Here is a 24,793-nt window from a genome sequence, read left to right as displayed (position 1 = left end):
GGCTAGCGGGCCTGCTCGAACGGCACGGGCGGGCGCGCCAGGGCGCGCTCCGCGGACAGGCGGGCTTGGTCCAACGCGTCGAAGCCGCGCTCCATGGTGGTGGGCGTGACGGGCGGCAGGTTGGAGACGACGACGTAGACGGGCACCTGGCGCTGGCCCAGCACGGTGAGCTGGAGGCGGAAGTGGTCGCGCCGCAGCGCCGCCGAGCCCGCCGCGATGCCCTGGGCGTAGGCCATGGGGCCGCCCACCACCTTGCGCGTGTGGCTGGGCAGGAAGTGCACCAGGATGGCATCCAGCTCCGGGCCGATGGCGCTCTCGTGCAGCGCCAGCGCCGGCGCCTTCTCCACGAGCCCGCCGTCCCAGTAGAGGTTGCCGTCCAGCGGCACCGCGCGGAACAGGCCCGGGTACGCGCACGTGGCGTGGACGCGCGGGGCCAGCTCGCCGGTGGTGAAGACGTCGTGCGTGCCGTGGGTGAGGTTGGCGGCCACGAGCAGCAGCGGGTGCGGCAGCTCCTCGAAGGTGCGCGCCGGGAGGGTGGACTCCAGCAGGCGGCGGAAGCGCTCGCCCTTGAGCAGCCCCGTGAGGCCGTGGCCCGCGGCCACCCCGTTCATCACCGCGCCCAGGGGGTCAGGGTCCCAGAAGTTCGCGCGCGTCTGGCTCAGCACCAGCTCCTCGATGCCCTGCACCGAGGTGCCCGCCGCCGCGTAGGCCGCCACCATGCCTCCGGCGGACGTGCCCGCGTACGCGTGCGGCTTCAGCCCCGCCCCCGCCAGCCCCTTGAGGAAGCCAGCGTGCCCGTAAAAGCCGAAATATCCGGCGGATAGCACGAGCCCGAAGCGCTTACCTTCGAGGAGGGAATGCAGGGTGGGAGGCGGCATGAGCGGATTTTTACGGAACTGTTGCCCTCCTGGCAACGCGTCGCGTTGAGGTACGACTGGCGCGGAGTCACGATATCGACATATGTTGATGCGGCGATATGGACGAGCTTTCCCAATCCTTCCGCGTGCTGGGTGACTCGACGCGGCTGCGAATCCTGCGGCTGGTGGCCGAGGCGCCGCTGAACGTGACGGAGCTGGTGTCGCTGGTGGGGGTGGCGCAGTCGTCGGTGTCGCACCACCTGGGCAAGCTGCGCGGGCTGGGGCTCATCCGCGAGGAGCGGCAGGCGGGGTTCAGCTACTACTCGCTGGCGCTGGAGTCCGCGGACTCGCGCTGGCCGCTCATCCGGTTGGCGCGCGAGGCGGAGGATGCGGCGGGGGACTCGGCACGGCTGAAGGACCTCTTGCGCGCGCGCGAGGACCGGCAGGCGCTCAACGAGCGGCTCTTGGAGCCGGGCCAGTCGTGGTTCCTGTGGGCGGGCGCGCTGGCGTCGCTGCTGCCGCCGCTGGACGTGGCGGACTTCGGCTGTGGCTCGGGGCCGCTGAGCGTGGCGACGGCGCGGTGGGCGCGGCACGTGTGGGCCATCGACCAGAACGCCGAGGCGCTCACGCAGGCGCGCGAGCGGGCCCAGCGCGAGGGCCGCGCCAACATCACCTTCTTGCTCGAGGACCTGCATCGCCTGTCGCTGTCGGACGGGAGCATGGACCTGGTGGTGATTTCGCAGAGCCTGCACCACGTGGAGTCGCCCGCCTCGGTGCTGTCGGAGGCGGCGCGCATCCTGAAGCCGGGGGGCAGGGTGGTGGTGTTGGAGCTGATGCCGCACGACGAGCGCTGGGTGCTCGAGCGGCTGGGCCACCGGCACCTGGGCTTCGCGCCCGAGTTCCTCGAGTCCGCGCTGTCCGAAGCGGGCTTCACGTCGTTTTCCCGCGAGACGCACGCCCGCGATGGGGCGAGCCCGTTTCGCGTCTTCTTGCTGACCGGAGTCAAGCCATGACGAGCCCGCATGCCACCCCCCTGCCGCCCCCGCCGGGAGAGAACGGCCGCCGCGTGGAGGCCCTGCGCGCGGCCATGCGCGAGCGCATCCTCGTGCTCGATGGCGCCATGGGCACGCTGCTCCAGGGGCACACCCTGAAGGCCGCGGACTTCGGCGGGCCGGACTACGAGGGCTGCAACGAGAACCTCGTGCTCACGCGCCCGGACATCATCGAGTCCATCCACGCCGAGTACTTCGCCGCGGGCGCGGACGTGACGGAGACGGACAGCTTCGGCGGCACGCCGCTGGTGCTGGCCGAGTTCGGGCTCGGCCACAAGGCGCTCGACATCAACATCGCGTCCGCGAAGCTGGCGCGTCAGGCCGCCGCCGCGGCCGAGGCGAGGGACGGGCGCATGCGCTGGGTGGCGGGCTCCATCGGCCCCACCACCAAGGCCATCAGCGTCACGGGCGGCGTCACGTTCGAGGAGTTGGTGGACAACTTCGCCGTGCAGGCGGAGGGGCTGGCGCTGGGCGGCGCGGACTACCTGCTGGTGGAGACGGCGCAGGACACGCGCAACGTCAAGGCGGCGCTCCAGGGCTGCGAGCGCGCGTTCCGGAAGCTGGGCTACGCGCTGCCCGTGGCGGTGTCCGGGACCATCGAGCCCATGGGCACCATGCTCGCGGGGCAGTCCGTGGAGAGCCTGGCCACGTCGCTGGAGCACTCGGAGCTGTTGTACCTGGGGCTCAACTGCGCCACGGGTCCGGACTTCATGACGGACCACCTGCGCTCGCTGTCGGGCATGAGCGCGTTCCCCGTGTCGTGCGTGCCCAACGCGGGCCTGCCGGACGAGAACGGCCAGTATCTGGAGACGCCGGAGATGATCTCCCGCTCGCTCCGGCGCTTCTGTGAGCAGGGCTGGCTCAACGTGGTGGGCGGCTGTTGCGGCACCCACGCGGGCCACGTGCGCGCCCTGGCTGACGCGGTGAAGGGCGTGAAGCCCCGGAACCATGCGGCCCCGCGACGCTCCACGCTGTCCGGCGTGGACTACCTGGAAGTGGTGGACGAGCAGCGCCCGCTCATCGTGGGCGAGCGCACCAACGTCATCGGCAGCAAGAAGTTCAAGGAACTCATCGTCGCGGGCGCGCTGGATGACGCGTCCGAGATTGCCCGCGCGCAGGTGAAGCGGGGCGCGCAGGTCATCGACATCTGCCTGGCGAACCCGGACCGCGACGAGTTGGAGGACATGCGCCGCTTCCTGGAGGTGGTCGTCAAGAAGGTGCGCGTGCCCTTGATGATCGACTCGACGGACGAGCGCGTCATCGAGATGGCGCTCACGTACAGCCAGGGCAAGGCCATCATCAACTCGGTCAACCTGGAGGACGGCGAGGAGCGCTTCGAGAAGGTCGTGCCCCTGGCGCGGCGCTTCGGCGCGGCCTTGGTGGTGGGCTGCATCGACGAGGTGGGCATGGCCGTCACGCGCGAGCGCAAGCTGGCGGTGGCCGAGCGCTCCATGGAGCTGCTGACGAAGAAGTACGGCATGCGCGAGGAGGACCTGTACTTCGACCCGCTCGTCTTCCCGTGCGCCTCGGGCGACGCGCAGTACACGGGCAGCGGCGTGGAGACCATCGAGGGGGTGCGCCTCATCAAGCAGCGCTTCCCGCGCAGCCGCACCGTGCTGGGCATCAGCAACGTGTCCTTCGGTCTGCCCACCGCGGGCCGCGAGGTGCTCAACTCCGTGTTCCTGTACCACTGCGTGCAGGCGGGCCTGGACATGGCGCTCGTCAACTCGGAGAAGCTGGAGCGCTACGCGTCGCTGCCCGAGGAGGAGCGCCGGCTGGCCGAGGACCTCCTGTACAACCGGGGCACGGACCCCGTGACGCCCTTCGCGGCGCACTTCCGCGAGCGCAAGCCCGCGCGCGCGCAGGTGAGCAGCCTGCCGCTGGAGGAGCGGCTCCAGCGCTACATCATCGAGGGCACGCGTGACGGCCTCCTCGCGGACCTGGACCTGGCGATGCAGAAGTACGCGCCGCTGGAGATCATCAACGGCCCGCTGATGAAGGGCATGGATGAGGTGGGGCGCCTGTTCGCGGCGAACGAGCTCATCGTCGCGGAGGTGCTCCAGAGCGCCGAGTCGATGAAGGCCGCGGTGAGCCACCTGGAGCCGCACATGAGCAAGGCCCAGGCGGCGCTGCGCGGGAAGATCGTGCTCGCCACGGTGAAGGGCGACGTGCACGACATCGGGAAGAACCTGGTGGAGATCATCCTCGCCAACAACGGCTTCCACGTCGTGAACCTGGGCATCAAGGTCCCGCCCGAGCAGCTCGTGCAGGCGGTGCGCGAGCATCGGCCGGACATCGTCGGACTGTCGGGCTTGTTGGTGAAGAGCGCGCACCAGATGGTGTCCACGGCCGAGGACCTCAAGCGCGCGGGCGTGGAGGTCCCCATCCTGGTGGGCGGCGCGGCGCTGAGCCGCAACTTCGTGGACCGCAACATCGCTCCGGCTTACGGCGCGGGCACGGTGGCCTATGCGCAAGACGCGATGAACGGACTGGAGCTGGCCAAGCAGATTGTCGACCCGGGCTCGCACGCGAAGCTGCGCGGAGAGCTGGCCGAGCGCCGCGCGCGGCTCGCGCAGGAGGTGAAGGAGCGCCCGGCGCCCACCGCCACCGCGCGCCGAGGCCGCAGCGCGGAGGTGCCTGTCCTGGAGACGGTGCCCGCGCCGCCGGACCACGAGCGGCACGTGCTGACGAACACGCCGTTGGATCACATCTGGAAGTTCATCAACCCCGTCATGCTGTACGGGCGCCACCTGGGCCTGCGCACGTCGTCTCGCGCGCTGGGCACGCCGCAGGAGGCGGAGCTGGCGAAGACGGAGGAGGGCCGCAAGGCGCTCGCGCTGAAGGAGGCGGTGGAGGAACTCAAGGCGATGCTGCGCGGCGGCGTCATGCAGGCGCGCTCGGTGTTCCAGTTCTTCAAGGCGGGCAGCGAGGGGGACCGCGTGCACCTGTTCGACGGGCGCACCGGCGAGCCCGTGGTGTCCTTCGACTTCCCTCGCCAGGACAAGGAGAACGGCCTGTGTCTGGCGGACTACGTGAAGCCGCTGGAGCGCGGCGCGCCGGTGGACCACCTGGGCATGTTCGTCACCACGGCGGGCTCGGGCATCCGCGAGCTGTCCGAGGAGCTGAAGGCGAAGGGTGAGTTCCTCAAGATGCACGCCGTGCAGGCGCTCGCGCTGGAGACGGCCGAGGGCTACGCCGAACTCCTGCACACGCAGCTGCGCAGCATGTGGGGCTTCCCGGACCGCGCGGACATGACGATGGTGGAGCGCTTCCGCGCGGAGTACACGGGCAAGCGCTATTCGTTCGGATACCCGGCGTGTCCGCGGCTGGAGGACCAGTCCAAGCTGTTCCAGGCGCTGCGGCCGGAGGAGATCGGCGTGCGGCTCACCGACGGCTGCATGATGGAGCCGGAGGCGTCGGTGTCCGCGCTCGTCTTCCATCATCCCGGGGCCTCGTACTTCTCCGTGGGCTAGATAGAGTCCGGGCCATGAGCGCGCCGACCATCCGCCGTGCTGTCCAGTTGCTGCCCGCCTGCGCCACCACGGGCATCGGCAGCCTCCCGCATACCCAGGTGGAGCTGGGGCTCCAGGCCGCGTTGGCCCTGGACATCCCCTTCCTGCCGCAGCTCCCGGTGGGCCATCCCTCGGAGCTGATGATTCCCGCGGCCCTGGAGGGACTGCCGGGCCTTCGCTTCGACGATGAGGGCCTGTGCACGGTGGACCTCTCCGCCTGGGAGGCCGGGCGCGAGGCGTTCGAGGCGCGGCTGGACGCGGCGCTCGCGGCGGGCGCGCTGGAGTCCTACGAGCCGTCCCCGGACGCGTGCCGCGCGTGGCGCCCCTTCCTGTGGGAGGTGGAGCACCGGAAGCTGGCCTTCGCGAAGGCCCAGCTCGCGGGCCCGTTCACGGTGCGCTCGGTGGCGCGTGCCAGCACGGGCACCTCGACGCTGGATGTTCCGGGGTTGGACGCGGCGATGTTCCGGCTGGTGATGGCGCGGGCGCTCGCGATGGTGAAGGCGCTCCGGCGCACCAACACCACGCCCCTGTTCTTCCTGGACGAGCCGGGCCTGTACGCCCTGGAGCGCACGAACCCGCGGCACCTGCTGGCGTTGCAGGAGCTGAAGCTCCTGGTGGTGGCGTTGCAGCGCGAGGGCGCGTTGGTGGGGCTGCACTGCTGCGGCAACACGGACTGGGCCGCGCTCCTGGATGTGCAGCCGGACCTCTTGTCCTTGGATGTGCGCCTGTCGTTGGACGCGATGGTGGAGGAGCAGGCCGCGCTGGAGCGCTTCCTCGCGGCGGGGGCCACGCTGAGCCTGGGCATCGTGCCCACGGACCTGGCGTCGTCGTATGCCGTGCCGGAGTTGGTGGACTCGGTGGAGGCGTCGCTCAAGGCGGCGCTGCCTCGGGGGCACGCGTTCTCGCAGGTGCTCTCCACGGTGTTGCTGACGCCCGCGTGCGGCCTGGCCATGCGCTCGGTGGGCGATGCGGAGCGCATCCTCTCCGAGCTACGGGATGCCCAGCGGCGACTCAAGGGCGCGCTGGAGGCCGAGCGCCCCGCGCTCCGCGCCGTGCCCCATCCTCACTGAGTCGCTTGCGTCAGTGGCGGCCGAGGCGCAGCTCGCGCTCGGCCTGGAACCAGTCTTGTTCCGGGCAACCGGGGGCGCTGCCGCGCGCGAGGAAGATTTCATAGGCGCGGCGGGCGATGCGCTCGTGAGTGGGCTGCTCGCGTGAGCCCGCCGCGGTGTTCTCCTGGGGCCGCTCGTGCGGTGTCGGGGGCGGGGGGCTGGTCGGCTTCTGGGCGCTGTGGCGGGCCATGGTCGCTCTCCTGCATTGAGGGCGCGGGGAGCTTTCGTCGAGCGCGCGTCCTGACAAAGCGCCCCCATGTCCCGGGGGTTGTCGGCGCGACAAGAGCCGTCGTGTCGTGTCGAGCGGTGGACACCCGAGCGCGCGGACTCAGGGACTCGCGCGGGGGCGGCGCTTCCGTGTCTGTGCTGGGGCGGTGGGGGTGGCCGCTGCGAGCACGTCTTGAGCGATGACGGACTCCAGGGCGCGCTGCATGGCGGTGCTCATGCCGAGCGCTTCTGCCTCCTGCGGCGTGCACCAGCGCAGCTCTTGGAAGGACTTCGCCTGGCGGGGCAGCACAGGGCCCGCCACGCGCAACAGTCGCAGCGTGAGCGCGCGGTGCGTGAGCTGGCGTCGCACGTTCCCCAGCGCGCCCACGAGCTTCAGGTCCGGTGTGCCCAGCGCGGAGGCGAGCTGCCCAAGGGCCACTGCGTCGGTCGTGTCCTCGGCCACTTCGGTGGTGGGCAGCTCCCACAGGCCGCCGAAGAGGCCTTCCTCCGCGCGGCGCGCGAAGAGGAGCTTGCCCTCGCGTGGCCAGACCGCCAGGGCCAGCTCCAGCTTCTTGGGCGCGGCGCGCACCTTGGCGGGAGGCAGCTCGTCCACGCGCCCCTTGGCGTACGCGAGGCACCCCGCGCGCACCGGGCACAGCAGACACAGCGGAGACTCCGGGCGACACACCGTGGCTCCGTGCTCCATGAGCGCTTGATTGAAGTCCCCGGGGCGCTCGCCCTTCACCAGTGCCCCAGCCAGAGCCCAGAGCGTGGCCTCGCGCGCGCGGTCTCCAGGGAGTCCTTCCACCTCGAAGAGGCGCGAGAGCACGCGGGCCACGTTGCCGTCCACCAGCGGCGCCTCCTCACCGAAGGCAATGGAGGCCACCGCGCCGGCGGTGTAGCGCCCGAAGCCGGGCAGCGTGAGCAACTCGGCGGCCGTGGCGGGCAGTCGCCCTTGGAAGCGCGAGACGACCTCCTGCGCGGCGCGGTGCAGGTTGCGCGCGCGCGAGTAGTACCCGAGCCCCTTCCAGCCCGAGAGCACGTCATCCAGTGGCGCCGAGGCCAGCGCGCCCACCGTGGGGAACCTCGCGAGGAAGCGCTCCCAGTAGGGAATCACCGTGGAGACCTGCGTCTGTTGGAGCATCACCTCGCTCAGCCAGATGGCGTACGGATCCCGCGTGCGGCGCCACGGCAGGTCTCGCTTGCCGTGGTCGTACCAGTTCAGGAGCGGGCCGCGCAGCGCGGCGTGTCGCTCGGGGCTGACGGTGGGGAGGACGGGGGAGGTGCGCGGGCGCGGACTCATGACGACTTCTTCCGAGGGTTGGCGGTGCGGCGGGCGACGAGGTCGAACAGGCCGGGCACGAAGCGATTCGCGAGCACCATCGCGCGGCCGGGGAGGGTGAGCACGGTGTCCCGGCGTCCGCGCAGGGCGGCGCGCAGCATGGCCTGCGCCACGGCCTCGGCGGGCATGGCTCGAAGCGGAATGGCGTCCTGGGCCCAGCCCTCGGCGTTCCGGCGATGCTCGCGGAACTCGCTCTCGGTGAGGCCCGGGGAGACGAGCAGCACGCGGATGCCCTCGGAGGCCAGCTCCGTGCGCAAGGACTCGGTCATCGCGTTCACCGCGGCCTTGGACGCGCAGTAGCCGCCCAGGAGCGGCAGACCCCGGTGCCCCAGCACCGAGCTGACGTTCATCACCTGCGCGCCCTTCCTGCGGCGCAGCAGCGGCAGGGCGGCGCGCGTCACCCGCCACAGGGCGAAGACGTTCACCTCGAACACCTCGCGGAGCTGCGCCTCGGAGATGGCCTCCAACGGCCCGTACAACCCGATGCCCGCGTTGTTGACGAGCAGGTCCAGCCCACCGAACGCCGCGTCCGTCTCACGCAGGAGTCGCTCCACGTCCTCGGCGCGCGTGACGTCGCAGGGCACGGGCAGGGCGCGCACGCCGAGCGCCTCCACTTCACGGGCCGCGTCCTGGAGCGCGGACTCACGGCGCGCGGCGAGCACCACGTTCGCGCCGGCCGCCGCGAAGGCCCGCGCCGCCGCGCGACCGATGCCGCTGGAGGCGCCCGTGACGAGGACGGTCCGTTCCCTGAAGGGTGGGATTTTCATCGGCGCGCACCATACCCGTGTGGTTCCCTACGCTCGGCGTCTTTCCTCGGCCTCCGAGGAGGCGGCGTCCCGCTCGTTCCGCTTCTGGTGGAGCGAGCGACCGCCTAGGATGCGCCGCTTCCATGCGGCGTCCCCCTCTCAGCAACGACTTCTCCTGGTCCAAGAGCCGCCACGAGAAGTTCTCCGAGTGCCTCCGGGCCTACTACCTCTACTACTACCGCTCCTGGGGTGGGTGGGAACCGGACGCCGCGAAGGACGTGCGGGAGCTGTACGTCTTGAAGAAGCTCGCCAACCGCTTCACGTGGGCGGGCAGCGTGGTGCACGAGACCCTCAAGGACGTGCTGCTGGACTGGCGGGCCGGGCGCGCGGTGGACCCGGCGGCGGTGGAGGCTCGGGCACGCAAGCTCATGCAGGACGACTTCCGCCACTCGCGCGGCAAGGCGTACTGGACGCAGAAGTACCGCAAGCAGTTCACCGGTCTGGTGGAGCACGAGTACGCCGAGCCCGTCACGGACGAGACGTGGAAGCAGAACTTCGAGACGGTGCGCTCGGCGCTGTCCTGGTTCTTCGCGTCGCGGTGGCCGCGCATCTCGCAGGCGCTCAAGCCCGCGCAGTGGTTGGAGGTGGATGCGGGCTACGACTTCGCCCACTTCTCGTTGGATGGGCTGAAGGTCTTCGCCATCCCGGACTTCGCCTACGTGGACGACGATGGCGCGCCCGTGGTGGTGGATTGGAAGACGGGCAAGTACCGCGACGGCTACGAGGAGCAGGTGCTGGGCTACGCGCTCTACGTGGCGCAGCGCTACCGCTTCCCCGTGGAGAAGGTGCGCGCGTCGCTCGTGTACTTGAACGAGGGTGTGGAGAAGGACGTGACGGTGGATCCGGCCGCGCTGGACTCCTTCCGCGAACACTTCGCCACCAGCGTGGCGAGCATGCGCGCGCTGCTGAAGGACCCCGCGACGAACACCCCGAAGGACGCGGAGGCGTTCGTGCCCACCGAGGACTTGAACGCCTGCGCGCGCTGCGTGTTCCGCCGCCCGTGTGGTCGCGAGGCGGCGGTGGCGCGCGCTCGGGCCGAGGTGGCCTGAGCGCAAAGTGGCCTACCGCGCCGACGCCAGCCGCCGCACCACCACGCCCGCGGCGTTCATGCCGAACGCGGAGGTGACGAAGGCCACGCTGCCGTCAATCTGGGTGCGGTGGTCGCACGTGTGGAACTCGTTGTCCTGCGGGCACACGCACAGGAAGCCATCCGAGGCGTCGTCGTACTGAAGGGCCACGGGCTGGCGGCGCGCCTCGATGGAGTACACGGCGGTGATGCCGGTGTGACGCTCCGTCTCCACGCCGTACTTGCGCTTGAGCAGCTTGCGGATGTCCTTGGCGAACGGATCCATGTGCGTCTCGGACAGGTCCTCCACGCGGATGGCCGTGGGGTCCAGGCGTCCCGCGGCGCCCATGGAGCTGACCACCGGAATGCCGAGCGTGACGCACCGATGCAGCAGGTGGAGCTTCGCCTTCACGTTGTCGATGGCATCCACCACGAAGTCATAGCGGCCGGGGGGCAGCAGCGTCTCCGCCAGCTCGTCGCGGTAGAACTCGCGCAGGGCCTCCACCTTCGCCTCGGGATTGATCTCCCGGCAGCGCTGCGCCATCAGCTCGGCCTTGGACTTGCCCACCGCCCTCACGGTCGCGTGGAGCTGGCGGTTGGTGTTGGTGACGCAGACGTCGTCATGGTCCACGAGGGTCAGCCGGCCCACGCCGCTGCGCACCAGCCCCTCGGCGGTGAAGCTGCCCACGCCGCCCAGGCCGAAGACGACCACGTGCGCGTTGGCCAGCCGCTCCATGGCGCCGTCGCCGAGCAACCGCGCCGTGCGGTCGAAGCGGCGCGAGAGCTTGAACGGCTTCGCGAGGGAGGGCTCCACCGGGGCCGGAGCGGAAGGGTGCGACGAGGCGTCGGACGGGGGGAGCGGAGCGGGCTGCGAATTCATGGCGGTCCTCTATAACGCGACCGCTCGCCTACCGCGAAGCCGGGGGGAAAGCTTCCCGGAACAATCGGCGCGCGTTCTCGGTCGTTCGCTGGGCGAGCACGTCGGCGGGCACTCCCAGGGCCTGGGCCATGCCCTCGATGATGCGAGGCAGGTAGGCGGGCTCCGAGCGCGCCCCCCGATGTGGCGTGGGCGCCTGGTCCGGCGCGTCCGTCTCCGCCATCAACCGCTCGGGGGGAATCACGCGCAGGGCGTCCAGCGGCTTGCGCGCCTCGGCCCAGGTGACGGGGCCGGCGAAGGAGAAGTGGCAGCCCTTCTGGATGTAGAAGCGCGCCAGCTCCGCGCCGCCGCTGTAGCTGTGCATCAGGATGCCGGCTTCGGGCAAGGGCTCGCTCTTGAACAGGTCGATGAGCGCGGGGTGCAGGCGGTGACAGTGCATTAGCACCGGCAGGTGGTGCTTTCGCGCCAGCGCGAGGTGTCCTCGGAGCACCGCCAGCTGTCGCTCCAGCGGCGCGCCTGCCTGCGAAGGACCATCGAGTCCGCACTCGCCCACCGCCGCCGCGCCCCCTTGTCCGAGCAGCGCGTCGAGCCGCTCCAGGTGCGCGCCGTCCTCTTCCGCGGGCAGGTCCGGGAGGAGCTGGGGATGGATGCCCAAGCCCACCTGGATGCGCGCGTCTTTCCGCGGCAGCTCGAGCAGGGGCTCCCACGTGCTCGGGCCCACCGCGGGGATGAGGAGTCCCTCGAGCCCCGCGGCCCACGCCCGACGCACGACGTCGGCTCGGTCCGCATCGAAGCGGGCGGCATCCAGGTGGCAGTGGGTGTCTATCATTGAGCACCGTTTCAGAGGGGCCCGTTCAATCAGGAACAGGTGGCGAGGGCGGGTCATCCAAACCCGATACGTCGCATGGATGGAACGCTATACGCGCGCCCTTGGATTGCGGAGGGCCTTATGACCAAACGAGTCGTGGTCGGCGCGTTGTGCGGTGCGCTGTGGGTGGTGGCTGCGGGGTGTGACAGCAAGGAGTGTCGTGACGAGTTCGACTGTCGGGACAAGGGGGCCGCGCCCACGGGCCAGACGTGGGAGTGCAACCTGGATAACCACAAGTGCGAACTGCGCAATCTCCCCGCGCCCGCCCAGTTCGATGCGGGCACGAACCCGGGGGATGGAGGGGACACCGACGCGGGCGAGGACTCGGGGACCCCAGACGCGGGCAACGAGGACTCGGGGACTCCCGACGCGGGGCCGGTGTCGGACGGCGGCATGACCGTGGGCAAGGGCGGCGTGTGCGGCGTCTCCGATGACTGCAAGCCCGGGCTGCGCTGCGAGGGAACGCCCTCCACCTGTCAGGCGCTCTACCTGGCCGTCACGGTGGCGACCGGTGGCGGTGGCCAGACGCACGCCGTCGCCGTGCGCAGCGACGACGCCCAGGCTCCGGTGGTCGAACTGAGCGAGTCCTCCTCCGCGCCCAGCCGCTACCCGCGCTGGAGCAAGAGCGGCGCGTCGGTCGCGTTCGCCGAGGGCAGCGAGGGCGTCAGCAGCGTGAAGCTCATGACGCGCCCTGTGTCGCCCTCGCTGGGCGGCTCCAAGGAAGTGACGGACGGCACCACGGCGGGCACGGCGGACTTCGTCTACATGGAGTGGGAGCCGTCCCGGTACATCGGCTGGTCCCAGAAGTCGGGCAACACCATCTCGGGCATCAAGCTGCTGCCGCCGGATGGCGGCACGCTCGTGAGCGCGAGCCCCAACGGCGTGCTGCTGGCCTGGGCCCCCAACGGCGTGGACTACGCATACAGCACGGGCGCGGATGGGATTGTCGCGTCGTCCATCGGCGGCGCCGCGGCGCCCGTCAGTGGAGGCGCGGGTGGCACGGAGCCGTACTACAACCGCACCAACACGGAGCTGCTGTTCCTCAAGGCGAAGACGGGCTCACCCGCGCTCTTCAACGAGGAGCTGTACACGCTGCCCGCCGCCGGCGGCACCGCGACGCTCATCGCCGCGATGACCAGCGAGGCCGTCACGGGGGGCTCGGTGGACTCCTTCGTCGCGTATCCCACGTGGTCGCCAGATGGCACCTGGGCCGCGTATGTGCGCGCCTACTTCGCCAACCCCACCGGCGGCTCGCCGCTCTTGTGCGGCAACTCGGGCGCCACGCTGTGCGGCACGCGCGAGGCCAACATCATCTTCGTGCGGCGCATCGACGCGTCGGGCGCGCCCGTGGGGGATGAGAAGGCCCTGGTCCCCGGCGGCACGCTGCCCGCGTTCTCACCGGACGGCCGGTTCCTCGCGTACGTCGCGGGCGGGAAGCTCTACGTCCAGCAACTCAATCCCGCGGACGCCAGCCCCGTGGGGACGGCCATCATCCACGCGCAGCCCACCGGCATCCAAACGGCCAAGGGCGACGACCACCGGCCGCGCTGGCAGCCCCGCTAGCCCAAGCGCGCGGGGCCCCTGTGCCCCAGACAGGGCGAAGCCCGCGCTCCCTTGGGGGAACGCGGGCTTTCGTCTCGCGGAGCGGACCGTGTGACACGGATGTCGGACGGTCTCAGCTCTCCAGCACGATGCGCCGGCCCAGGGCCCGCGTCATCTGCGGCGAGGTGACGAGCGCCAGCACCTCGCCGAGTTCACCGGCGGACGTTTCAAATGCCGCCGCGATGACTTCTCCCAACGTCAGCGGGCCGCGCTCCGCCTTCGCCCGGGCGCGGCGCGCGCCTCGCCGGAGCGCGGGCATCACCCGCCGCCCCTGCCTGCGCACCTTCCGGCCCTTGTCCGTCGCTTGCTTCGCCATGGTTCCTCCCACCACGCCGTGCCACGCGGGTGAGTACACCTGGGGTCTGACATATGCAGGCGAGGTGCCAGAAATGACGGGTCCGTGACTTCTGGAGAGCCGTGGGTTCCCGGCCGAGAGTGATGGAATTGTCGGAGGCGGTCCGCGCCGGCTTCTCCGGTGCTGTCGTGGGCTTCCTCGTTCCGTGGCGTTCTTTCGTTCAGGGCGTGAAGCGACTTCCACGCTTCGTTCAACTCGCGCGTCGCGGGCCGGGGCCGCACTGACCCCGGGCAGGCGGGTCTTGTGTCACCTCGACTGCGGTCGCGCGGCCGCGCTGCGGTATACGCGTGGGTGACATGGCCAAGACCCTCTGCCCCAACTGCGGTCACAGTCCCATCCCTCGTGGCGCCGACGCGTGTCCGGAGTGTGGCGAGCCGTTCGGACATCTCGCCGCCTACAAGAAGGTGGGCCGCGCGCGGCTGGAGGACCTGCGGGCCGACGAGGACTCGGACCAGACGGTGTTTGGCGGGGACCTCGTGACGAGCGCGGTGTCCGCGCATCCCTGGCCCGCGGCGGCGATGCTCGGCCTGCTGGCGTGCGCGTGGTTCCTCCGCGCGGGTGGCGTGCTGGGGGCGCTGGGAGATCCCGCGTGGACGTTCGGGCTGGTGGGCCTGGACGTGGTGCTGGCCGCGGTGCTGGTGGTGAACCGAGGGCCCGCGAAGCTGCTCACGCAGCTCGGCCTGCTCGTGCAACTGCTGGCCACGGCGTGGCTGGCACGCGATGAGCCGCTGGCACACGTGCACATGGCCTACGTGCTCCTGGGGCTGGTGCCGCTGGGGATGATCGCCGGCGAGCCCGGGCCCATCCGCCGGCACATGGGCCTGGGGGTGGGCGGCGGGCTCACGCTGGTGGCCATCGTGCTGCTGCGCGCGCAAGGGGAGGCCTCGCTGCGCCGCGAGGCCCCGCGCCGCATCGTGGGGAGCGAGCTGGGCTATTCGCTGGAGCTGCCGCTCGGCTGGAACATGCTCGCGTGGGAGCGGCTGGGCGGCGGGCTTCAGATTCCGCAGGCCGCGCTCGACGCGGGCGGCGTGGCCTTTGGCGACCAGACGATGAGCCGCTACGGCGTGCTGTGGGTGCAGCGCACGCCGGGCAATGCGTTGGCTCCGGCATGCCAGGCGCTGCTCAAGTCGCTGGGCGGCCAGGGCGAGCCGCGCGCCGCCTCCCGGAGCGCGCCCGGAGCGCTGGGGGGCAAGTCCGTGGTGTACGCCCTGCGGACGGCCTCTGGCGCGCGCGGCGCGCTGGGCTGCGGACTGTTGGCGGATGGACGGTTGGTGGGGCTCGCGGTGGTGGCGACGTCGGAGGAGGAAGGCAAGGGCGAGTCGGCCTTCGCGGTGGTGGGCGAGGGGCTCGCGTTGCAGTAAAGGGCGCCCACCCCCATGAACGTTCAGGTCCTGTTCCACGACAACTGCTTCGACGGCGCCGCCAGCGCCGCGGTCTTCACCCGCTTCTACCGGGAGCGTGTCCGCGCGGACGCGTCCTTCACGTACCAGGGCCTGAACCACAAGCCGGGCGCCGAGGGCATCGACCCGTCGGTCTTCACCGGTGACGTGAACGCCATCGTCGACTTCCGCTACAGCCAGGACGCGCGGCTCACGTGGTGGTTCGACCACCACGCCTCCGCCTTCCAGCAGCCGGGGGACGAGGCGCACTTCCGCGCGGATGTGAGCGGCCACAAGTTCCACGACGCGCACCGCAAGAGCTGCACGAAGTACCTGGCGGACGTGGCGCGCGAGCGCTTCGGGTGGGACGGCTCGGCGCTCTCGGGCCTCATCCACTGGGCGGAGGTCATCGACGGCGCGCAGTTCCCCTCGCCGCGCATGGCGGTGGCGCTGGAGGAGCCCGCGCTGCGCATCATGACGGTGCTCGAGTCCAACAAGGACCCGACCCTCATCCCCGAGGTCATCCGCCGCATGCAGTCCGAGTCGCTCGCGGAGCTGGCCGCCGCGCCGCTCATCGCCGCGCCGCTCGCGCCGCTGCTGGAGCGCCACCGCAGGCAGATGGACCTGGTGCGCGCCAAGGCCCGCTACGAGCGCGGCGTCGTCTTCTTCGATTTGGTGGACGAGGGCGTGGACAGCCTCAACAAGTTCATCGCGTATGACCTCTACCCGGACGCGCGCTACACGCTGTGGGTGGGGCGGGGCGCGTCGCGGGCCAAGGTGTCGCTCGGCTCGAACCCGTGGAAGCCCGAGCTGCGCCAGCACGACCTGTCGGCCATCGCGGGGCGGTATGGCGGCGGCGGCCACCCGGTGGTCTCCGCGGTCAGCTTCAAGGCGGACCAGCAGGACAAGGCCCGCGCGGCCTACCAGGAGATTCTCGCGGAGCTGTCGTCGGTGGGCTGAGCCTGTCAGCGGGGCTCGAAGAAGGTGAAGCCCGCCTGACGCAGCAGCCGCACCACGGACATCATGGGCAGGCCCTGCACGTTGGTGCGGTCCCCTTCCAGGCTCGCGAGCAGCGCCTGCCCCGCGCCTTCGACCCGGTAGCTGCCAGCGCAGCCCTCCCACTCGCCCGTGTCGAGGTAGCGCTCCAACTCCTCGGGCGCCACGGCGAAGAACGTGAGGCGAGCCACCTCCACCGCTTCGGTGAGGTGGCCGCTCGGGCCCACCAGGCACACGCCGGTGTAGAGCGCGTGCGTGCGGCCGTTGAGCGCGAGCAGTTGCTGGCGCGCCGCCTCGCGATGGGCTGGCTTGGACAGCACCTGCCCGTCCACCACGACGAATTGATCCGAGCCCAGCACCCAGGCGCTCGGGTGGCGGGCCTGCACCGCGCGAGCCTTTCGGGCGGAGAGCTGGCGCACCGCCTCGTCCGGGGACCAGTGGGCGGCGACCGCCTCGTCCACGCCGGGCGGCTCGGCGCGATAGGGCACGCCCAGCCCGTCCAGGAGGGCCTTTCGAGAGGGGGACGTCGACGCCAGGAGGAACTCACGCATGGCGGCCCAGGGTAGACCACCCGGCGCGGTCGAGGGGCCCGGTGTGCAGGCGGGCATGGATGTCCGTGCTTCCGGCGGGCGGGGGGATTGCCGTACCCTGCCGGCCCATGTCGCGGCGCGGGCTGCTTGCCCTCTTCCTTCTCCTCGCCTCCTGTAAGCGCACCGAGCCGGCCGCCTCCGCCGTGCCCGACGCTGGCGCGGGTGAGGTGCGGCCCGCCGCGTCCTCGGTGCGCGACGCGGGCAGCGCGGCGCAGGCGGTGGGCTCCGCGCCGGACGCCTCGGTGGCGGAGGTGCACCCGCTGGCCGTCTGCGATGCGCGCGGTGGCTCGCCCTTGAACGCGGCGCGGAACTACTACGACGGAGGCCAGTACGAGGAGGCCCTGTCTTGCGCGGCGCAGGCCGCCGCGTTGGACCCGGACCTCGCCGCGGCCCACGCGGAGCGCGGCGTGGCGCTGGCGGCATTGGGGCGCGAGTCCGAGGCCCAGCTCGCCTTCGCCCGCGCGCTGGCGATCGACCCAGGAGACGCGGAGTCGCTCCTGGGCGCGGCGCGCTTGTATGCGGTGCAGATGGAGTCCACCCGCGAGCGGGATGAACTGGGCGTCCTCTACGCGGAGCGAGGCCTGTCGCAGCCCTCCACCCCGCCGGAGCTGATCCCCGAGCTGGCCCTGGTGGCCGCCATGGCCTTCAACGACCTGGGGCAGGCGGACGAGGCGCTCGCGCGCGCGGCCATCGTGCTGGCCCGCGAGCCCGGCAACCACGAAGCGCAGTACGAGCGCGCCCTGGCCCTCTTCGAGCTGTGCCGCTTCGCCGAGGCGCGCAAGGCCTTCGGGGCGCTGCTCGACGACCCGGAGCGCGCCGCGCACGTGCACCAGCATCTGGGCCTGCTGCTGGAGCGCGAGGGCAAGTGGAAGCTCGCGCAGGGACACTTCGACAAGGCCCGCGAGCTGTCCCCCGAGGACTTCCCCGAGCCGCCGTTGCCCTCGCAGGAGGACTTCCGCGCGGCGGTGGCGCAGGCCGTGGCGGGCCTGTCGAGCGACATGCGGCGCGACCTGAAGGGCGTGCCGGTAGACACCGAGGAGCTGCCCTCGGACGCGGACCTGCTGGCGAACCAGCCGCCCCTGTCCCCCACGATTCTTGGCCTCTTCCGAGGCCCCTCCCTCAGCGAACCCTGCGACGGCAAGGAGACCCCGTGCCGCTCGGTGGTGCTGTACCGCCGCAATCTGGCGCGGGCGGTGCGCACGTCAGACGAGCTGCGCGAGCAGATTCGCGTGACTTTGCTGCACGAGGTGGGGCATCTGCGCGGCGAGGACGACGAGGAACTGGCCGCGCGCGGCCTGGAGTGAACACGCACATGCCATCCCTTCCCACCGCCCGAGTCAGTCTCAAGGGCGCCAAGTCCCTGCGTCGTGGCAACCCGTGGCTCTACCGCACGGAGCTGACCGAGCCGCCCGCGGTGGACTCCGCCGGCGCGGTGGTGGCCGTGGTGGACCCCCAGGGCAATCCCATCGGTCAGGCCCTCTACGCGCGGCGCTCCCCGCTGGCGCTGAGGCTGCTGACCCGCAAGAGCCCCGCCGAGGAGGCGGTGGATGATGCCTTCTTCCGGCGTCGCTTGGAGGCCGCGCTCGCGCGCCGCGCGGTGATGCCAGGGCGAGACGGCCTGCGCCTGGTGCACGGCGAGGCGGATGTGCTGCCGGGCCTCTTCGTGGACCGGTACGGCGATGGCCTCACGCTTCAGACGCTCTCCGAGGGGATGGATGCGCGCAAGGAGAAGCTGGCGCGGATGCTGGTGGAGCTGACGGGCGTGAGCCACGTGGTGTGCCGCGATGACGCCTCGGGCCGGGACTTCGAGAGCCTGCCCCGCGAAGTCCGGCTGCTCCACGGCACCGGCGACGCGCGCTTCACGTACCACGAGGGGCCGCACCGCTTCTCGGTGGACCTGCTGGGCGACATGAAGACGGGCGCCTTCTTGGACCAGGTGGACAACCACCTGCGCGCTGGCGAACTGGCGCGTGGAGAGGGCCTGGACTGCTTCAGCTACCACGGCGGGTTCGCGCTCGCGCTGTCGCGCCACTGCAGCTCGGTCATCGCGGTGGAGCAGGACGCCAAGGCCGCCGCGCGCGCGCAGGCCAACGCCGAGGCCAACGGCCGCGCCAACGTGAAGGTGGAGAACGCGAACGCGTTCGACGTGCTGCGCCGCTTCGACCAGGAGGGCCGCCGCTTCGACACCATCGTGTTGGATCCGCCCGGACTGGCGAAGCGACGCGAGGGGCTGGCCACCGCGCTGCGCGCCTACCACGAGCTGAACCTGCGCGCGCTCCGGTGCCTGCGGCCAGACGGGCTGCTCGTCACGTGCTCGTGCTCGGGCAAGCTCGACCGCGCGGGCTTCGAGGAGATGGTGCTGTCGGCCGCCTCGGATGCGAAGCGGCCGGTGCAGATTCTGGAGCGCCGGGGCGCGGGGTTGGACCACCCCGTGCTCGCGGGGCTGCCGGACACCGAGTACCTCAAGGCCCTCTACGTGCGCGCCCTGTAGCCGCGGCGCGCGGCGGGCCTCACGGCATCCCCATCTCCTTGCGCAGCCGGGCCACGACCTTGAAGTACTCGGTACGGGGGAAGGGGACGTTGAGGATGTGGAAGTCCTTCTTGGACAGCCCCACGCAGCCGAAGCAGTAGTTGCTGTCCTGCATGTTGCGGCACAGCACCAGGTAGGCGCTGTGCGTGCAGTTCTCGCTCTGCTGGCAGTAGGCGCTCGCGTGGCAGCTCTTGCAGTCCACGCAGTGCGAGCAGTTGTTGCACAGCTCGCAGCGCGTGCAGTGCGTGCACTGGTGGCAGCTGTCGCAGTCCTTGCAGAACATGCAGTTGGCGCAGCGCTGACACCCTTCACAGGCGTAGGAGCCCGGGTTGCCCGGGTCCTGGGCGTACTGCTTGGACAGCTTCTGGAACTGGTCCAGGAACTCGCGCTTGTTGAGCGCCGCCACGCCCTCGCGCGTCGCCGCCTCCTCGGCCAGCAGGTCCGGGGTCGTCATGGGCCGAGTGCCTCTGTCCTTCACCGCCACGGATGCTCCTTGCGCTCTCATTGCAGCCGGGCGAGCCCGGCCAGGTCGATTCCTCGTGCCACCCGCCGCACCTCCACGGTGCTCGGGAACCCCCGACTGGTGACCGCCACCACATAGCGGTCGCCCACCACCAGGTTCGCCTCCGCCAACGCCTCGTCCGCGTCATAGCGCACGAAGCCCACCGCCTCCTCCCAATGAATGGGGGCCGTGGGGTCGCTGGTCGGGCGGTCCTTCGCCTTCTCCGCCGCGTCGCGGATGGCCTGGGCAATCTTCTCGCCCATGGTGGTGTCCACGATGCGCACCTTCACTTCGCGGCCCTCACCTCGCGTGTAGGTCCGCTCCGCCTCGGACACGGACACCTCGCCGTATTTGCCGGTGGAGCCGGACAGGCGGCCCGTGGCGAAGCCCTCCAGTGACTCGGGGAGGAATGGGGTCAACTGCTTGAAGTAGACGCAGGGCGCGGCGCTCACCGCGGCGGGGGGCAGCTCGGCCGGCGGCGTGCGGGGGGAGTCCAGGCAGCTCGCGTTCGCGACGAGCACCAAAAAGGCGATGGCCGGGCCCAAGAAGTTGTCGCGCACGGCCGAATCAAAGGGTATCCCCGGCCCGCGCGCAATGGACCTCTCGAAGCTCAACCCTCCGCAGCGCGAGGCGGTGGTGACCACCGATGGCCCGCTCTTGGTTCTGGCGGGCGCCGGCAGCGGGAAGACTCGCGTCATCACCCATCGCATCGTCCACCTCCTCAACGAGCGGCCGGGCAACCTGCTGGCCCGCAACATCCTCGCGGTCACCTTCACCAACAAGGCCGCCACGGAGATGAAGGAGCGGCTGATTCACATGGCCGGCCCGCGCGCCCAGGGCGTGCTGGTGTGCACCTTCCACGCGTTCGGCGCGGAGATGCTCCGCGAGGACATCCACCGCCTGGGCTGGCCCCGCAAGTTCGCCATCGCGGACATGGGGGACCAACTCGCCATCATCCGCCGCGCCATGCGCGAGCACCGCATCGATGACCGCGCCTTCGACGCGCGCAAGGTGCTGGGCCTCATCTCCAAGGCGAAGAACTCGGGCGTGGCGCCCCAGCCCAAACCCGAGGGGTTGGGCGATGACTACGACCTCATCACCCACCTGGTCTTCGCGGACTACCAGCTGGCGCTCAAGGCCCAGGGCTCGGTGGACTTCGATGACCTCCTGGTGCTGCCCACGCGCCTGTTGCGCGAGCACCCGGACCTGCATCGCAAGTACACGCAGCGCTTCCGCTACCTGCTGGTGGACGAGTTCCAGGACACCAACCACGCCCAGTTAGAGCTGCTCAAGGAGCTGGCGGGCGAGACGCGCAACGTGTGCGCGGTGGGTGACGACGACCAGTGCATCTACTCGTGGCGCGGCGCCGAGGTGCGCAACATCCTCGACTTCGATCGCCTGCACTTCAACGGCGCGAAGGAGGTGCGCCTGGAGCAGAACTATCGCTCGTCGGCGATGATTCTGGACGCGGCCAACGCGGTCATCTCGAAGAACCCCGAGCGCAAGGACAAGCGCATGTGGACCGACCGCCGGGGCGGGGCGAAGGTGAAGCTGGTGGCGTGCCCGAACGACGAGGAGGAGGCCCGCTTCGTCGCGTACGAAATCCAGAAGCACATGTCGCTGGGCTACCGGGCGGAGGACATCGCGGTGCTCTACCGGACCAACGGCCAGTCGCGGCCGGTGGAGGAGATGCTCCGCGAGAAGAACATCTCCTACGAAGTCGTGGGCGGCAGCGAGTTCTTCGACCGGCGCGAGGTGAAGGACGTCATCGCGTACTTCAAGGTCATCGCGAACAAGATGGATGAGATCTCCCTCATGCGCATCGTCAACGTGCCGGCGCGCGGCATTGGCGACGTGACGATGGAGCGGCTGCACGGGCACGCGCAGAAGGAGGCCGTGACGTTGTGGTCGGTGATGCGGCGGGCCACCCAGTACGAAGACCTGCCCCCCGGCGCGGGCGACAAGGTGATTGAGTTCGTGCGCCTCATCGAGCGCTACCGCGAGTCCTTCGAGCACGGCAACCTCGCGCAGATGACGCGCAAGCTCTTGGAGGAGACGGGCTTCCGCGACGCCACGCGCGCGCACGCGACCTCCGCCACCGCCGCGGACAAGAAGCTCAAGAGCGTGGACCAGGTGCTCACCTCGCTGGAGAACTTCGAGAAGCGCGAGGGCCCCAAGGCCAGCCTGCTCACCTACCTGAACCGGCTGAGCCTGGACACGCGCCAGGAGGACGACGACGAGGACGTGCCCGGGGGCAACCGCCGCGTCACCCTCATGACGGTCCATGCCTCCAAGGGGCTGGAGTACCGGCTCGTCTTCTTCATCGGGCTGGAGGAGGACCTCATGCCCCACGGCGGCATGCAGGGCGAGGCGCAGAACCTCGAGGAGGAGCGCCGCCTGTGCTACGTGGGCATCACCCGCGCCAAGGAACTGCTCTACCTCACCCGCGCCACCACCCGCGTGAAGCGCGGCAAGGAGGTGCCTCGCACGCCCTCGCGCTTCCTGGAGGACCTGCCCCCGGACGCCGTGGAGACCATGGACATGGACGCGCCGCGGCAAGGCCCCCCGGACGAGAAGGAGAAGAACTTCTTCGCCAACCTCAAGGAGCGCTTCAAGGCGCGCCCGGCACCGCCCGGCTCGGGCACGCCGGGCACCGGGTCCTAGGCACCCCGGCCAGGGCAGGGGAGGCACCGAGCGGGCGCCTGTTTCCGCGACCTCCCGGGTTTCAAGGCAGGGAGGCTCGAAATTCGGGGCGGGGAGGTCGGCTCGACCTTGACTTGATCCCGGCCGACCGCTAGGAGGTTCGGCCTTTCCGGGCTTCTACCGAGGGATGGGTGGATGACCCGCGGTTGGTTTGTGGAGTGCAAGAAATGTCGCAGAAGACCTACAGCGCTAGGGCGGCGGACATCAAGCGCCAGTGGCACGTGATTGACGTGTCCGACAAGGTGCTTGGCCGCGCGGCCAGCCAGATCGCCACGCTGCTCAAGGGCAAGCACAAGCCCACGTACACCCCGTCCATCGACACGGGTGATCACGTCATCGTCATCAACGCCGACAAGGTGAAGGTGACGGGTACGAAGGAGACGGACAAGCACTACTACCGGCACCCGCACGCGGGTTTCCCCGGCGCCCTCAAGATCACGACGCTGGAGAAGCTCCGTCAGCGTCATCCCGAGGACATCATCCTGAACGCGGTTCGCCGCATGCTCCCGCGCAACGCGCTGGGGCGCCAGATGATGACGAAGCTGAAGGTCTATGCCGGTGACACCCACCCGCACGCTGCCCAGAAGCCGGTCGCGCGCGAGGTTGAGGCGTAAGGGAGCCCACGTCCATGCCTGTCAATCCTGAGCTCGGTTTCTATGCTACCGGCCGCCGCAAGGAGGCCACGGCCCGCGTGTGGCTCCGCCCCGGTAACGGCGTCGTCACCATCAACGGTCGCGACATCAACGACTACTTCGGTCGCGAGACCTCCAAGATGGTGCTCAACCAGCCCATCGAGGTCCTCGAGCAGAAGGGCAAGCTCGACGTCACGGTGAACGTGCGCGGCGGCGGTCTCTCCGGTCAGGCCGGAGCCATCCGTCACGGCATCGCGCGCGCCCTGTGCGCCTTCAACCCGGAGTTCCGTCCGGCGCTGAAGAAGGCCGGCTTCCTCACCCGCGATGCTCGCGCGGTCGAGCGTAAGAAGTACGGCCAGCCGGGCGCCCGTCGCCGGTTCCAGTTCTCCAAGCGCTAAGCCGCTTCGGTCCTCTTCGGAGGCCGTACCTCGGCGGAGATTCCCACTCGGGAATCTCCGCCGTTGTGCTTTTTGGGGTGCGTCACGCCCCGTCGCGAGGGCGGAGGGCGTTCTGCTACCATCCGCCCCGCTCATGGAACTCAACGAAATCCTCCAGATCGCCCTGCGCGGCGGTGCCTCCGACATCCACCTGAAGGCGGGCCTGCCGCCCATGTTCCGCGTGGATGGCTCGCTGGTGCCGCTCAAGGACGGACGCCGTCTGCCGCCGGAAGAAGTGGCCCGGATGGCGTTCGGCATCATGAACGAGTTCCAGAAGGAGAAGTTCAAGGTCAGCAATGACCTGGACCTCGCCTATGGCGTGCCGGGGCTGGGGCGCTTCCGCGTCAACGTCTTCCAGCAGCGCGGCACGGTGGGCGTGGTGCTCCGAGTCATCCCGTTCAAGGTGATGACCATCAAGGACCTGCTGCTGCCTTCAGTGCTGGAGAAGATCTGCGGCGAGGAGCGCGGTCTGGTGCTGGTGACGGGCACCACGGGCTCGGGCAAGTCCACCACGCTGGCGGCGATGATCGATCACATCAACGCCAACGAGACCAGCCACATCATGACCATCGAGGACCCCATCGAGTTCCTCATCCGGGACAAGCGCTCGCTGGTGAACCAGCGCGAGGTCGGGGTGGACACGATGAGCTTCTCGCAGGCGCTGAAGAGCGCGCTGCGCCAGGACCCGGACGTCATCCTCGTGGGCGAAATGCGAGACCACGAGACCATCGAGACGGCGCTCCACGCGGCGGAGACGGGCCACCTGGTGATGTCCACCCTGCACACGCTGGACGCCACGGAGACCATCAACCGCATCGTCTCCGCCTTCCCGCCGCACCAGCAGAAGCAGGTGCGCCTGCAACTCTCCAGCGTGCTCCGCGGCGTGGTCAGTCAGCGCCTCGTGCCGCGCGCGGACGGCAAGGGCCGCGTGGCGTCCGTGGAGGTGCTGCGCGTCACGGCGCGCGTGCGCGAGCTGATTGAGGACAAGGACCGCACGAAGGAGATCCACGACGCCATCGCGCAGGGCACGGACACCTACGGGATGCAGACGTTCGACCAGTCCCTGATGGGCCTGGTGCGCCAGGGCCTCGTGACCTACGAGGAGGCCCACCGGCAGGCGAGCAACCCGGACGACTTCGCGCTGCGCTTCTCTGGCATCAGCGGCACGTCCGACTCCAAGTGGGACAACTTCGACGCGAAGCCCGGCGAGGCGCGGCCCATCCCGGGCTCCGCCGCCTTCGCTCAGAAGGGCGCGCCCACCGCGGGTGCTCCGGTGCCGACCCCGGTCCCCACGGCGCCCGCGGCGCAGGCCCCGCGCCCAGGAGCGCCGCCGGCGGCCCGTCCGCCCGTGGCCGCGCCAGGCGCCCCCGT

The 24,793-nt window shown here is 70.5% G+C and carries 23 protein-coding genes; 13 read left to right on the top strand and 10 right to left on the bottom strand.

What is annotated here, in order from left to right:
- Positions 1 to 2: 2 nt before the first annotated feature.
- Positions 3 to 878 (bottom strand): patatin-like phospholipase family protein, encoded by an 876-nt coding sequence (locus KRR26_RS28235; protein WP_199723893.1) that lies wholly within the window; start codon positions 876 to 878, stop codon positions 3 to 5.
- A 98-nt stretch (positions 879 to 976) separates the two neighbouring features.
- Here KRR26_RS28235 and KRR26_RS28230 point away from each other — a divergent pair, with 98 nt between their 5' ends.
- From KRR26_RS28230 to KRR26_RS28220, 3 genes are read left to right on the top strand one after another with little or no spacing between them, the layout of a single operon-like run.
- Positions 977 to 1,870 (top strand): ArsR/SmtB family transcription factor, encoded by an 894-nt coding sequence (locus tag KRR26_RS28230; RefSeq protein ID WP_217081301.1) that lies wholly within the window; start codon positions 977 to 979, stop codon positions 1,868 to 1,870.
- On the top strand, positions 1,867 to 5,382 hold the full coding sequence (gene metH / locus KRR26_RS28225) for a methionine synthase (protein WP_217081300.1): 3,516 nt from the start codon (positions 1,867 to 1,869) through the stop codon (positions 5,380 to 5,382). Before KRR26_RS28230 ends, metH begins: the two co-directional genes overlap by 4 nt.
- A 14-nt stretch (positions 5,383 to 5,396) precedes the next feature.
- A complete protein-coding gene (locus KRR26_RS28220; protein WP_120209356.1) occupies positions 5,397 to 6,491 on the top strand; it encodes a uroporphyrinogen decarboxylase/cobalamine-independent methonine synthase family protein in 1,095 nt (364 codons plus the stop codon).
- Between the two features lie 10 nt (positions 6,492 to 6,501).
- Here the strand turns inward: KRR26_RS28220 and KRR26_RS28215 are convergent, their stop codons facing one another.
- From KRR26_RS28215 to KRR26_RS28205, 3 genes are all read right to left on the bottom strand, one after another.
- Positions 6,502 to 6,720 (bottom strand): DUF2934 domain-containing protein, encoded by a 219-nt coding sequence (locus KRR26_RS28215; protein WP_120209355.1) that lies wholly within the window; start codon positions 6,718 to 6,720, stop codon positions 6,502 to 6,504.
- Positions 6,721 to 6,858: 138 nt separating this feature from the next.
- Positions 6,859 to 8,040 (bottom strand): A/G-specific adenine glycosylase, encoded by a 1,182-nt coding sequence (gene mutY / locus KRR26_RS28210; protein WP_217081299.1) that lies wholly within the window; start codon positions 8,038 to 8,040, stop codon positions 6,859 to 6,861.
- On the bottom strand, positions 8,037 to 8,846 hold the full coding sequence (locus tag KRR26_RS28205) for an SDR family oxidoreductase (RefSeq protein ID WP_120209353.1): 810 nt from the start codon (positions 8,844 to 8,846) through the stop codon (positions 8,037 to 8,039). The genes mutY and KRR26_RS28205 overlap by 4 nt, the downstream gene beginning before the upstream one ends.
- A gap of 122 nt (positions 8,847 to 8,968) precedes the next feature.
- Between KRR26_RS28205 and KRR26_RS28200 the strand changes: the two genes are divergently transcribed.
- The gene (locus KRR26_RS28200; protein WP_120209352.1) at positions 8,969 to 9,934 is read left to right on the top strand and encodes a PD-(D/E)XK nuclease family protein; all 966 of its coding nucleotides are present in this window, start codon (positions 8,969 to 8,971) and stop codon (positions 9,932 to 9,934) included.
- Positions 9,935 to 9,946: 12 nt separating this feature from the next.
- Here KRR26_RS28200 and KRR26_RS28195 read toward each other — a convergent pair whose 3' ends face one another.
- Complete coding sequence (locus KRR26_RS28195; RefSeq protein ID WP_217081298.1) at positions 9,947 to 10,831, bottom strand: tRNA threonylcarbamoyladenosine dehydratase; 885 nt, start codon at positions 10,829 to 10,831, stop codon at positions 9,947 to 9,949.
- Positions 10,832 to 10,859: 28 nt separating this feature from the next.
- Positions 10,860 to 11,657 (bottom strand): TatD family hydrolase, encoded by a 798-nt coding sequence (locus tag KRR26_RS28190; protein ID WP_217081297.1) that lies wholly within the window; start codon positions 11,655 to 11,657, stop codon positions 10,860 to 10,862.
- A 120-nt stretch (positions 11,658 to 11,777) separates the two neighbouring features.
- On the opposite strand from KRR26_RS28190, the gene KRR26_RS28185 reads away from it, so the two are divergent.
- Complete coding sequence (locus KRR26_RS28185; RefSeq protein ID WP_217081296.1) at positions 11,778 to 13,259, top strand: TolB-like translocation protein; 1,482 nt, start codon at positions 11,778 to 11,780, stop codon at positions 13,257 to 13,259.
- A gap of 112 nt (positions 13,260 to 13,371) precedes the next feature.
- Here KRR26_RS28185 and KRR26_RS28180 read toward each other — a convergent pair whose 3' ends face one another.
- Positions 13,372 to 13,614 carry a hypothetical protein gene (locus KRR26_RS28180; protein WP_199723891.1) on the bottom strand — a complete coding sequence of 81 codons (243 nt, stop codon included), beginning with the start codon at positions 13,612 to 13,614 and terminating at the stop codon, positions 13,372 to 13,374.
- A gap of 335 nt (positions 13,615 to 13,949) precedes the next feature.
- Here KRR26_RS28180 and KRR26_RS28175 point away from each other — a divergent pair, with 335 nt between their 5' ends.
- The gene (locus KRR26_RS28175; protein WP_217081295.1) at positions 13,950 to 15,014 is read left to right on the top strand and encodes a zinc ribbon domain-containing protein; all 1,065 of its coding nucleotides are present in this window, start codon (positions 13,950 to 13,952) and stop codon (positions 15,012 to 15,014) included.
- A 15-nt stretch (positions 15,015 to 15,029) separates the two neighbouring features.
- Complete coding sequence (locus tag KRR26_RS28170) at positions 15,030 to 15,992, top strand: hypothetical protein (protein ID WP_217081294.1); 963 nt, start codon at positions 15,030 to 15,032, stop codon at positions 15,990 to 15,992.
- A gap of 5 nt (positions 15,993 to 15,997) precedes the next feature.
- Here KRR26_RS28170 and KRR26_RS28165 read toward each other — a convergent pair whose 3' ends face one another.
- Entirely contained in the window at positions 15,998 to 16,579 is a 582-nt protein-coding gene (locus KRR26_RS28165) for a Maf family protein (protein WP_217081293.1), read from the bottom strand.
- Positions 16,580 to 16,686: 107 nt separating this feature from the next.
- On the opposite strand from KRR26_RS28165, the gene KRR26_RS28160 reads away from it, so the two are divergent.
- A complete protein-coding gene (locus KRR26_RS28160; protein ID WP_217081332.1) occupies positions 16,687 to 17,922 on the top strand; it encodes a metallopeptidase family protein in 1,236 nt (411 codons plus the stop codon).
- A gap of 8 nt (positions 17,923 to 17,930) precedes the next feature.
- A complete protein-coding gene (locus KRR26_RS28155; protein WP_120209414.1) occupies positions 17,931 to 19,109 on the top strand; it encodes a class I SAM-dependent rRNA methyltransferase in 1,179 nt (392 codons plus the stop codon).
- A gap of 19 nt (positions 19,110 to 19,128) precedes the next feature.
- On the opposite strand, the gene KRR26_RS28150 is transcribed toward KRR26_RS28155, so the two are convergent.
- A complete protein-coding gene (locus KRR26_RS28150) occupies positions 19,129 to 19,602 on the bottom strand; it encodes a caib/baif family protein (RefSeq protein WP_233577372.1) in 474 nt (157 codons plus the stop codon).
- Positions 19,603 to 19,649: 47 nt separating this feature from the next.
- Positions 19,650 to 20,117: a hypothetical protein gene (locus tag KRR26_RS28145; protein WP_199723899.1), complete on the bottom strand. Its 468-nt coding sequence runs from the start codon at positions 20,115 to 20,117 to the stop codon at positions 19,650 to 19,652.
- A 127-nt stretch (positions 20,118 to 20,244) separates the two neighbouring features.
- Between KRR26_RS28145 and KRR26_RS28140 the strand changes: the two genes are divergently transcribed.
- The 4 genes from KRR26_RS28140 to KRR26_RS28125 all read left to right on the top strand — a co-directional run.
- The gene (locus KRR26_RS28140) at positions 20,245 to 22,314 is read left to right on the top strand and encodes an ATP-dependent helicase (protein ID WP_120209346.1); all 2,070 of its coding nucleotides are present in this window, start codon (positions 20,245 to 20,247) and stop codon (positions 22,312 to 22,314) included.
- Positions 22,315 to 22,520: 206 nt separating this feature from the next.
- The gene (gene rplM, locus KRR26_RS28135) at positions 22,521 to 22,967 is read left to right on the top strand and encodes a 50S ribosomal protein L13 (RefSeq protein ID WP_120209345.1); all 447 of its coding nucleotides are present in this window, start codon (positions 22,521 to 22,523) and stop codon (positions 22,965 to 22,967) included.
- A gap of 14 nt (positions 22,968 to 22,981) precedes the next feature.
- Positions 22,982 to 23,383 carry a 30S ribosomal protein S9 gene (gene rpsI / locus KRR26_RS28130; protein ID WP_120209344.1) on the top strand — a complete coding sequence of 134 codons (402 nt, stop codon included), beginning with the start codon at positions 22,982 to 22,984 and terminating at the stop codon, positions 23,381 to 23,383.
- 133 nt (positions 23,384 to 23,516) lie between these two features.
- The coding region (locus KRR26_RS28125; RefSeq protein ID WP_236069276.1) for a type IV pilus twitching motility protein PilT at positions 23,517 to 24,793 on the top strand (1,277 nt) is incomplete at its 3' end.

It is taken from the genome of Citreicoccus inhibens (assembly GCF_019039035.1).
GTDB lineage: Bacteria > Myxococcota > Myxococcia > Myxococcales > Myxococcaceae > Citreicoccus > Citreicoccus inhibens.
Note: the sequence above shows the minus strand (reverse complement) of the source record. Positions and strands in the feature narration are given on the sequence as shown.

Bases quoted from the DNA above. Each gene is read 5' to 3' on its own strand.
- KRR26_RS28235 (WP_199723893.1), bottom strand. From the start codon at position 878: ATGCCGCCTCCCACCCTGCATTCCCTCCTCGAAGGTAAGCGCTTCGGG.
- KRR26_RS28230 (WP_217081301.1), top strand. From the start codon at position 977: ATGGACGAGCTTTCCCAATCCTTCCGCGTGCTGGGTGACTCGACGCGG.
- metH (WP_217081300.1), top strand. From the start codon at position 1,867: ATGACGAGCCCGCATGCCACCCCCCTGCCGCCCCCGCCGGGAGAGAAC.
- KRR26_RS28220 (WP_120209356.1), top strand. From the start codon at position 5,397: ATGAGCGCGCCGACCATCCGCCGTGCTGTCCAGTTGCTGCCCGCCTGC.
- KRR26_RS28215 (WP_120209355.1), bottom strand. From the start codon at position 6,720: ATGGCCCGCCACAGCGCCCAGAAGCCGACCAGCCCCCCGCCCCCGACA.
- mutY (WP_217081299.1), bottom strand. From the start codon at position 8,040: ATGAGTCCGCGCCCGCGCACCTCCCCCGTCCTCCCCACCGTCAGCCCC.
- KRR26_RS28205 (WP_120209353.1), bottom strand. From the start codon at position 8,846: ATGAAAATCCCACCCTTCAGGGAACGGACCGTCCTCGTCACGGGCGCC.
- KRR26_RS28200 (WP_120209352.1), top strand. From the start codon at position 8,969: ATGCGGCGTCCCCCTCTCAGCAACGACTTCTCCTGGTCCAAGAGCCGC.
- KRR26_RS28195 (WP_217081298.1), bottom strand. From the start codon at position 10,831: ATGAATTCGCAGCCCGCTCCGCTCCCCCCGTCCGACGCCTCGTCGCAC.
- KRR26_RS28190 (WP_217081297.1), bottom strand. From the start codon at position 11,657: ATGATAGACACCCACTGCCACCTGGATGCCGCCCGCTTCGATGCGGAC.
- KRR26_RS28185 (WP_217081296.1), top strand. From the start codon at position 11,778: ATGACCAAACGAGTCGTGGTCGGCGCGTTGTGCGGTGCGCTGTGGGTG.
- KRR26_RS28180 (WP_199723891.1), bottom strand. From the start codon at position 13,614: ATGGCGAAGCAAGCGACGGACAAGGGCCGGAAGGTGCGCAGGCAGGGG.
- KRR26_RS28175 (WP_217081295.1), top strand. From the start codon at position 13,950: ATGGCCAAGACCCTCTGCCCCAACTGCGGTCACAGTCCCATCCCTCGT.
- KRR26_RS28170 (WP_217081294.1), top strand. From the start codon at position 15,030: ATGAACGTTCAGGTCCTGTTCCACGACAACTGCTTCGACGGCGCCGCC.
- KRR26_RS28165 (WP_217081293.1), bottom strand. From the start codon at position 16,579: ATGCGTGAGTTCCTCCTGGCGTCGACGTCCCCCTCTCGAAAGGCCCTC.
- KRR26_RS28160 (WP_217081332.1), top strand. From the start codon at position 16,687: ATGTCGCGGCGCGGGCTGCTTGCCCTCTTCCTTCTCCTCGCCTCCTGT.
- KRR26_RS28155 (WP_120209414.1), top strand. From the start codon at position 17,931: ATGCCATCCCTTCCCACCGCCCGAGTCAGTCTCAAGGGCGCCAAGTCC.
- KRR26_RS28150 (WP_233577372.1), bottom strand. From the start codon at position 19,602: ATGACGACCCCGGACCTGCTGGCCGAGGAGGCGGCGACGCGCGAGGGC.
- KRR26_RS28140 (WP_120209346.1), top strand. From the start codon at position 20,245: ATGGACCTCTCGAAGCTCAACCCTCCGCAGCGCGAGGCGGTGGTGACC.
- rplM (WP_120209345.1), top strand. From the start codon at position 22,521: ATGTCGCAGAAGACCTACAGCGCTAGGGCGGCGGACATCAAGCGCCAG.
- rpsI (WP_120209344.1), top strand. From the start codon at position 22,982: ATGCCTGTCAATCCTGAGCTCGGTTTCTATGCTACCGGCCGCCGCAAG.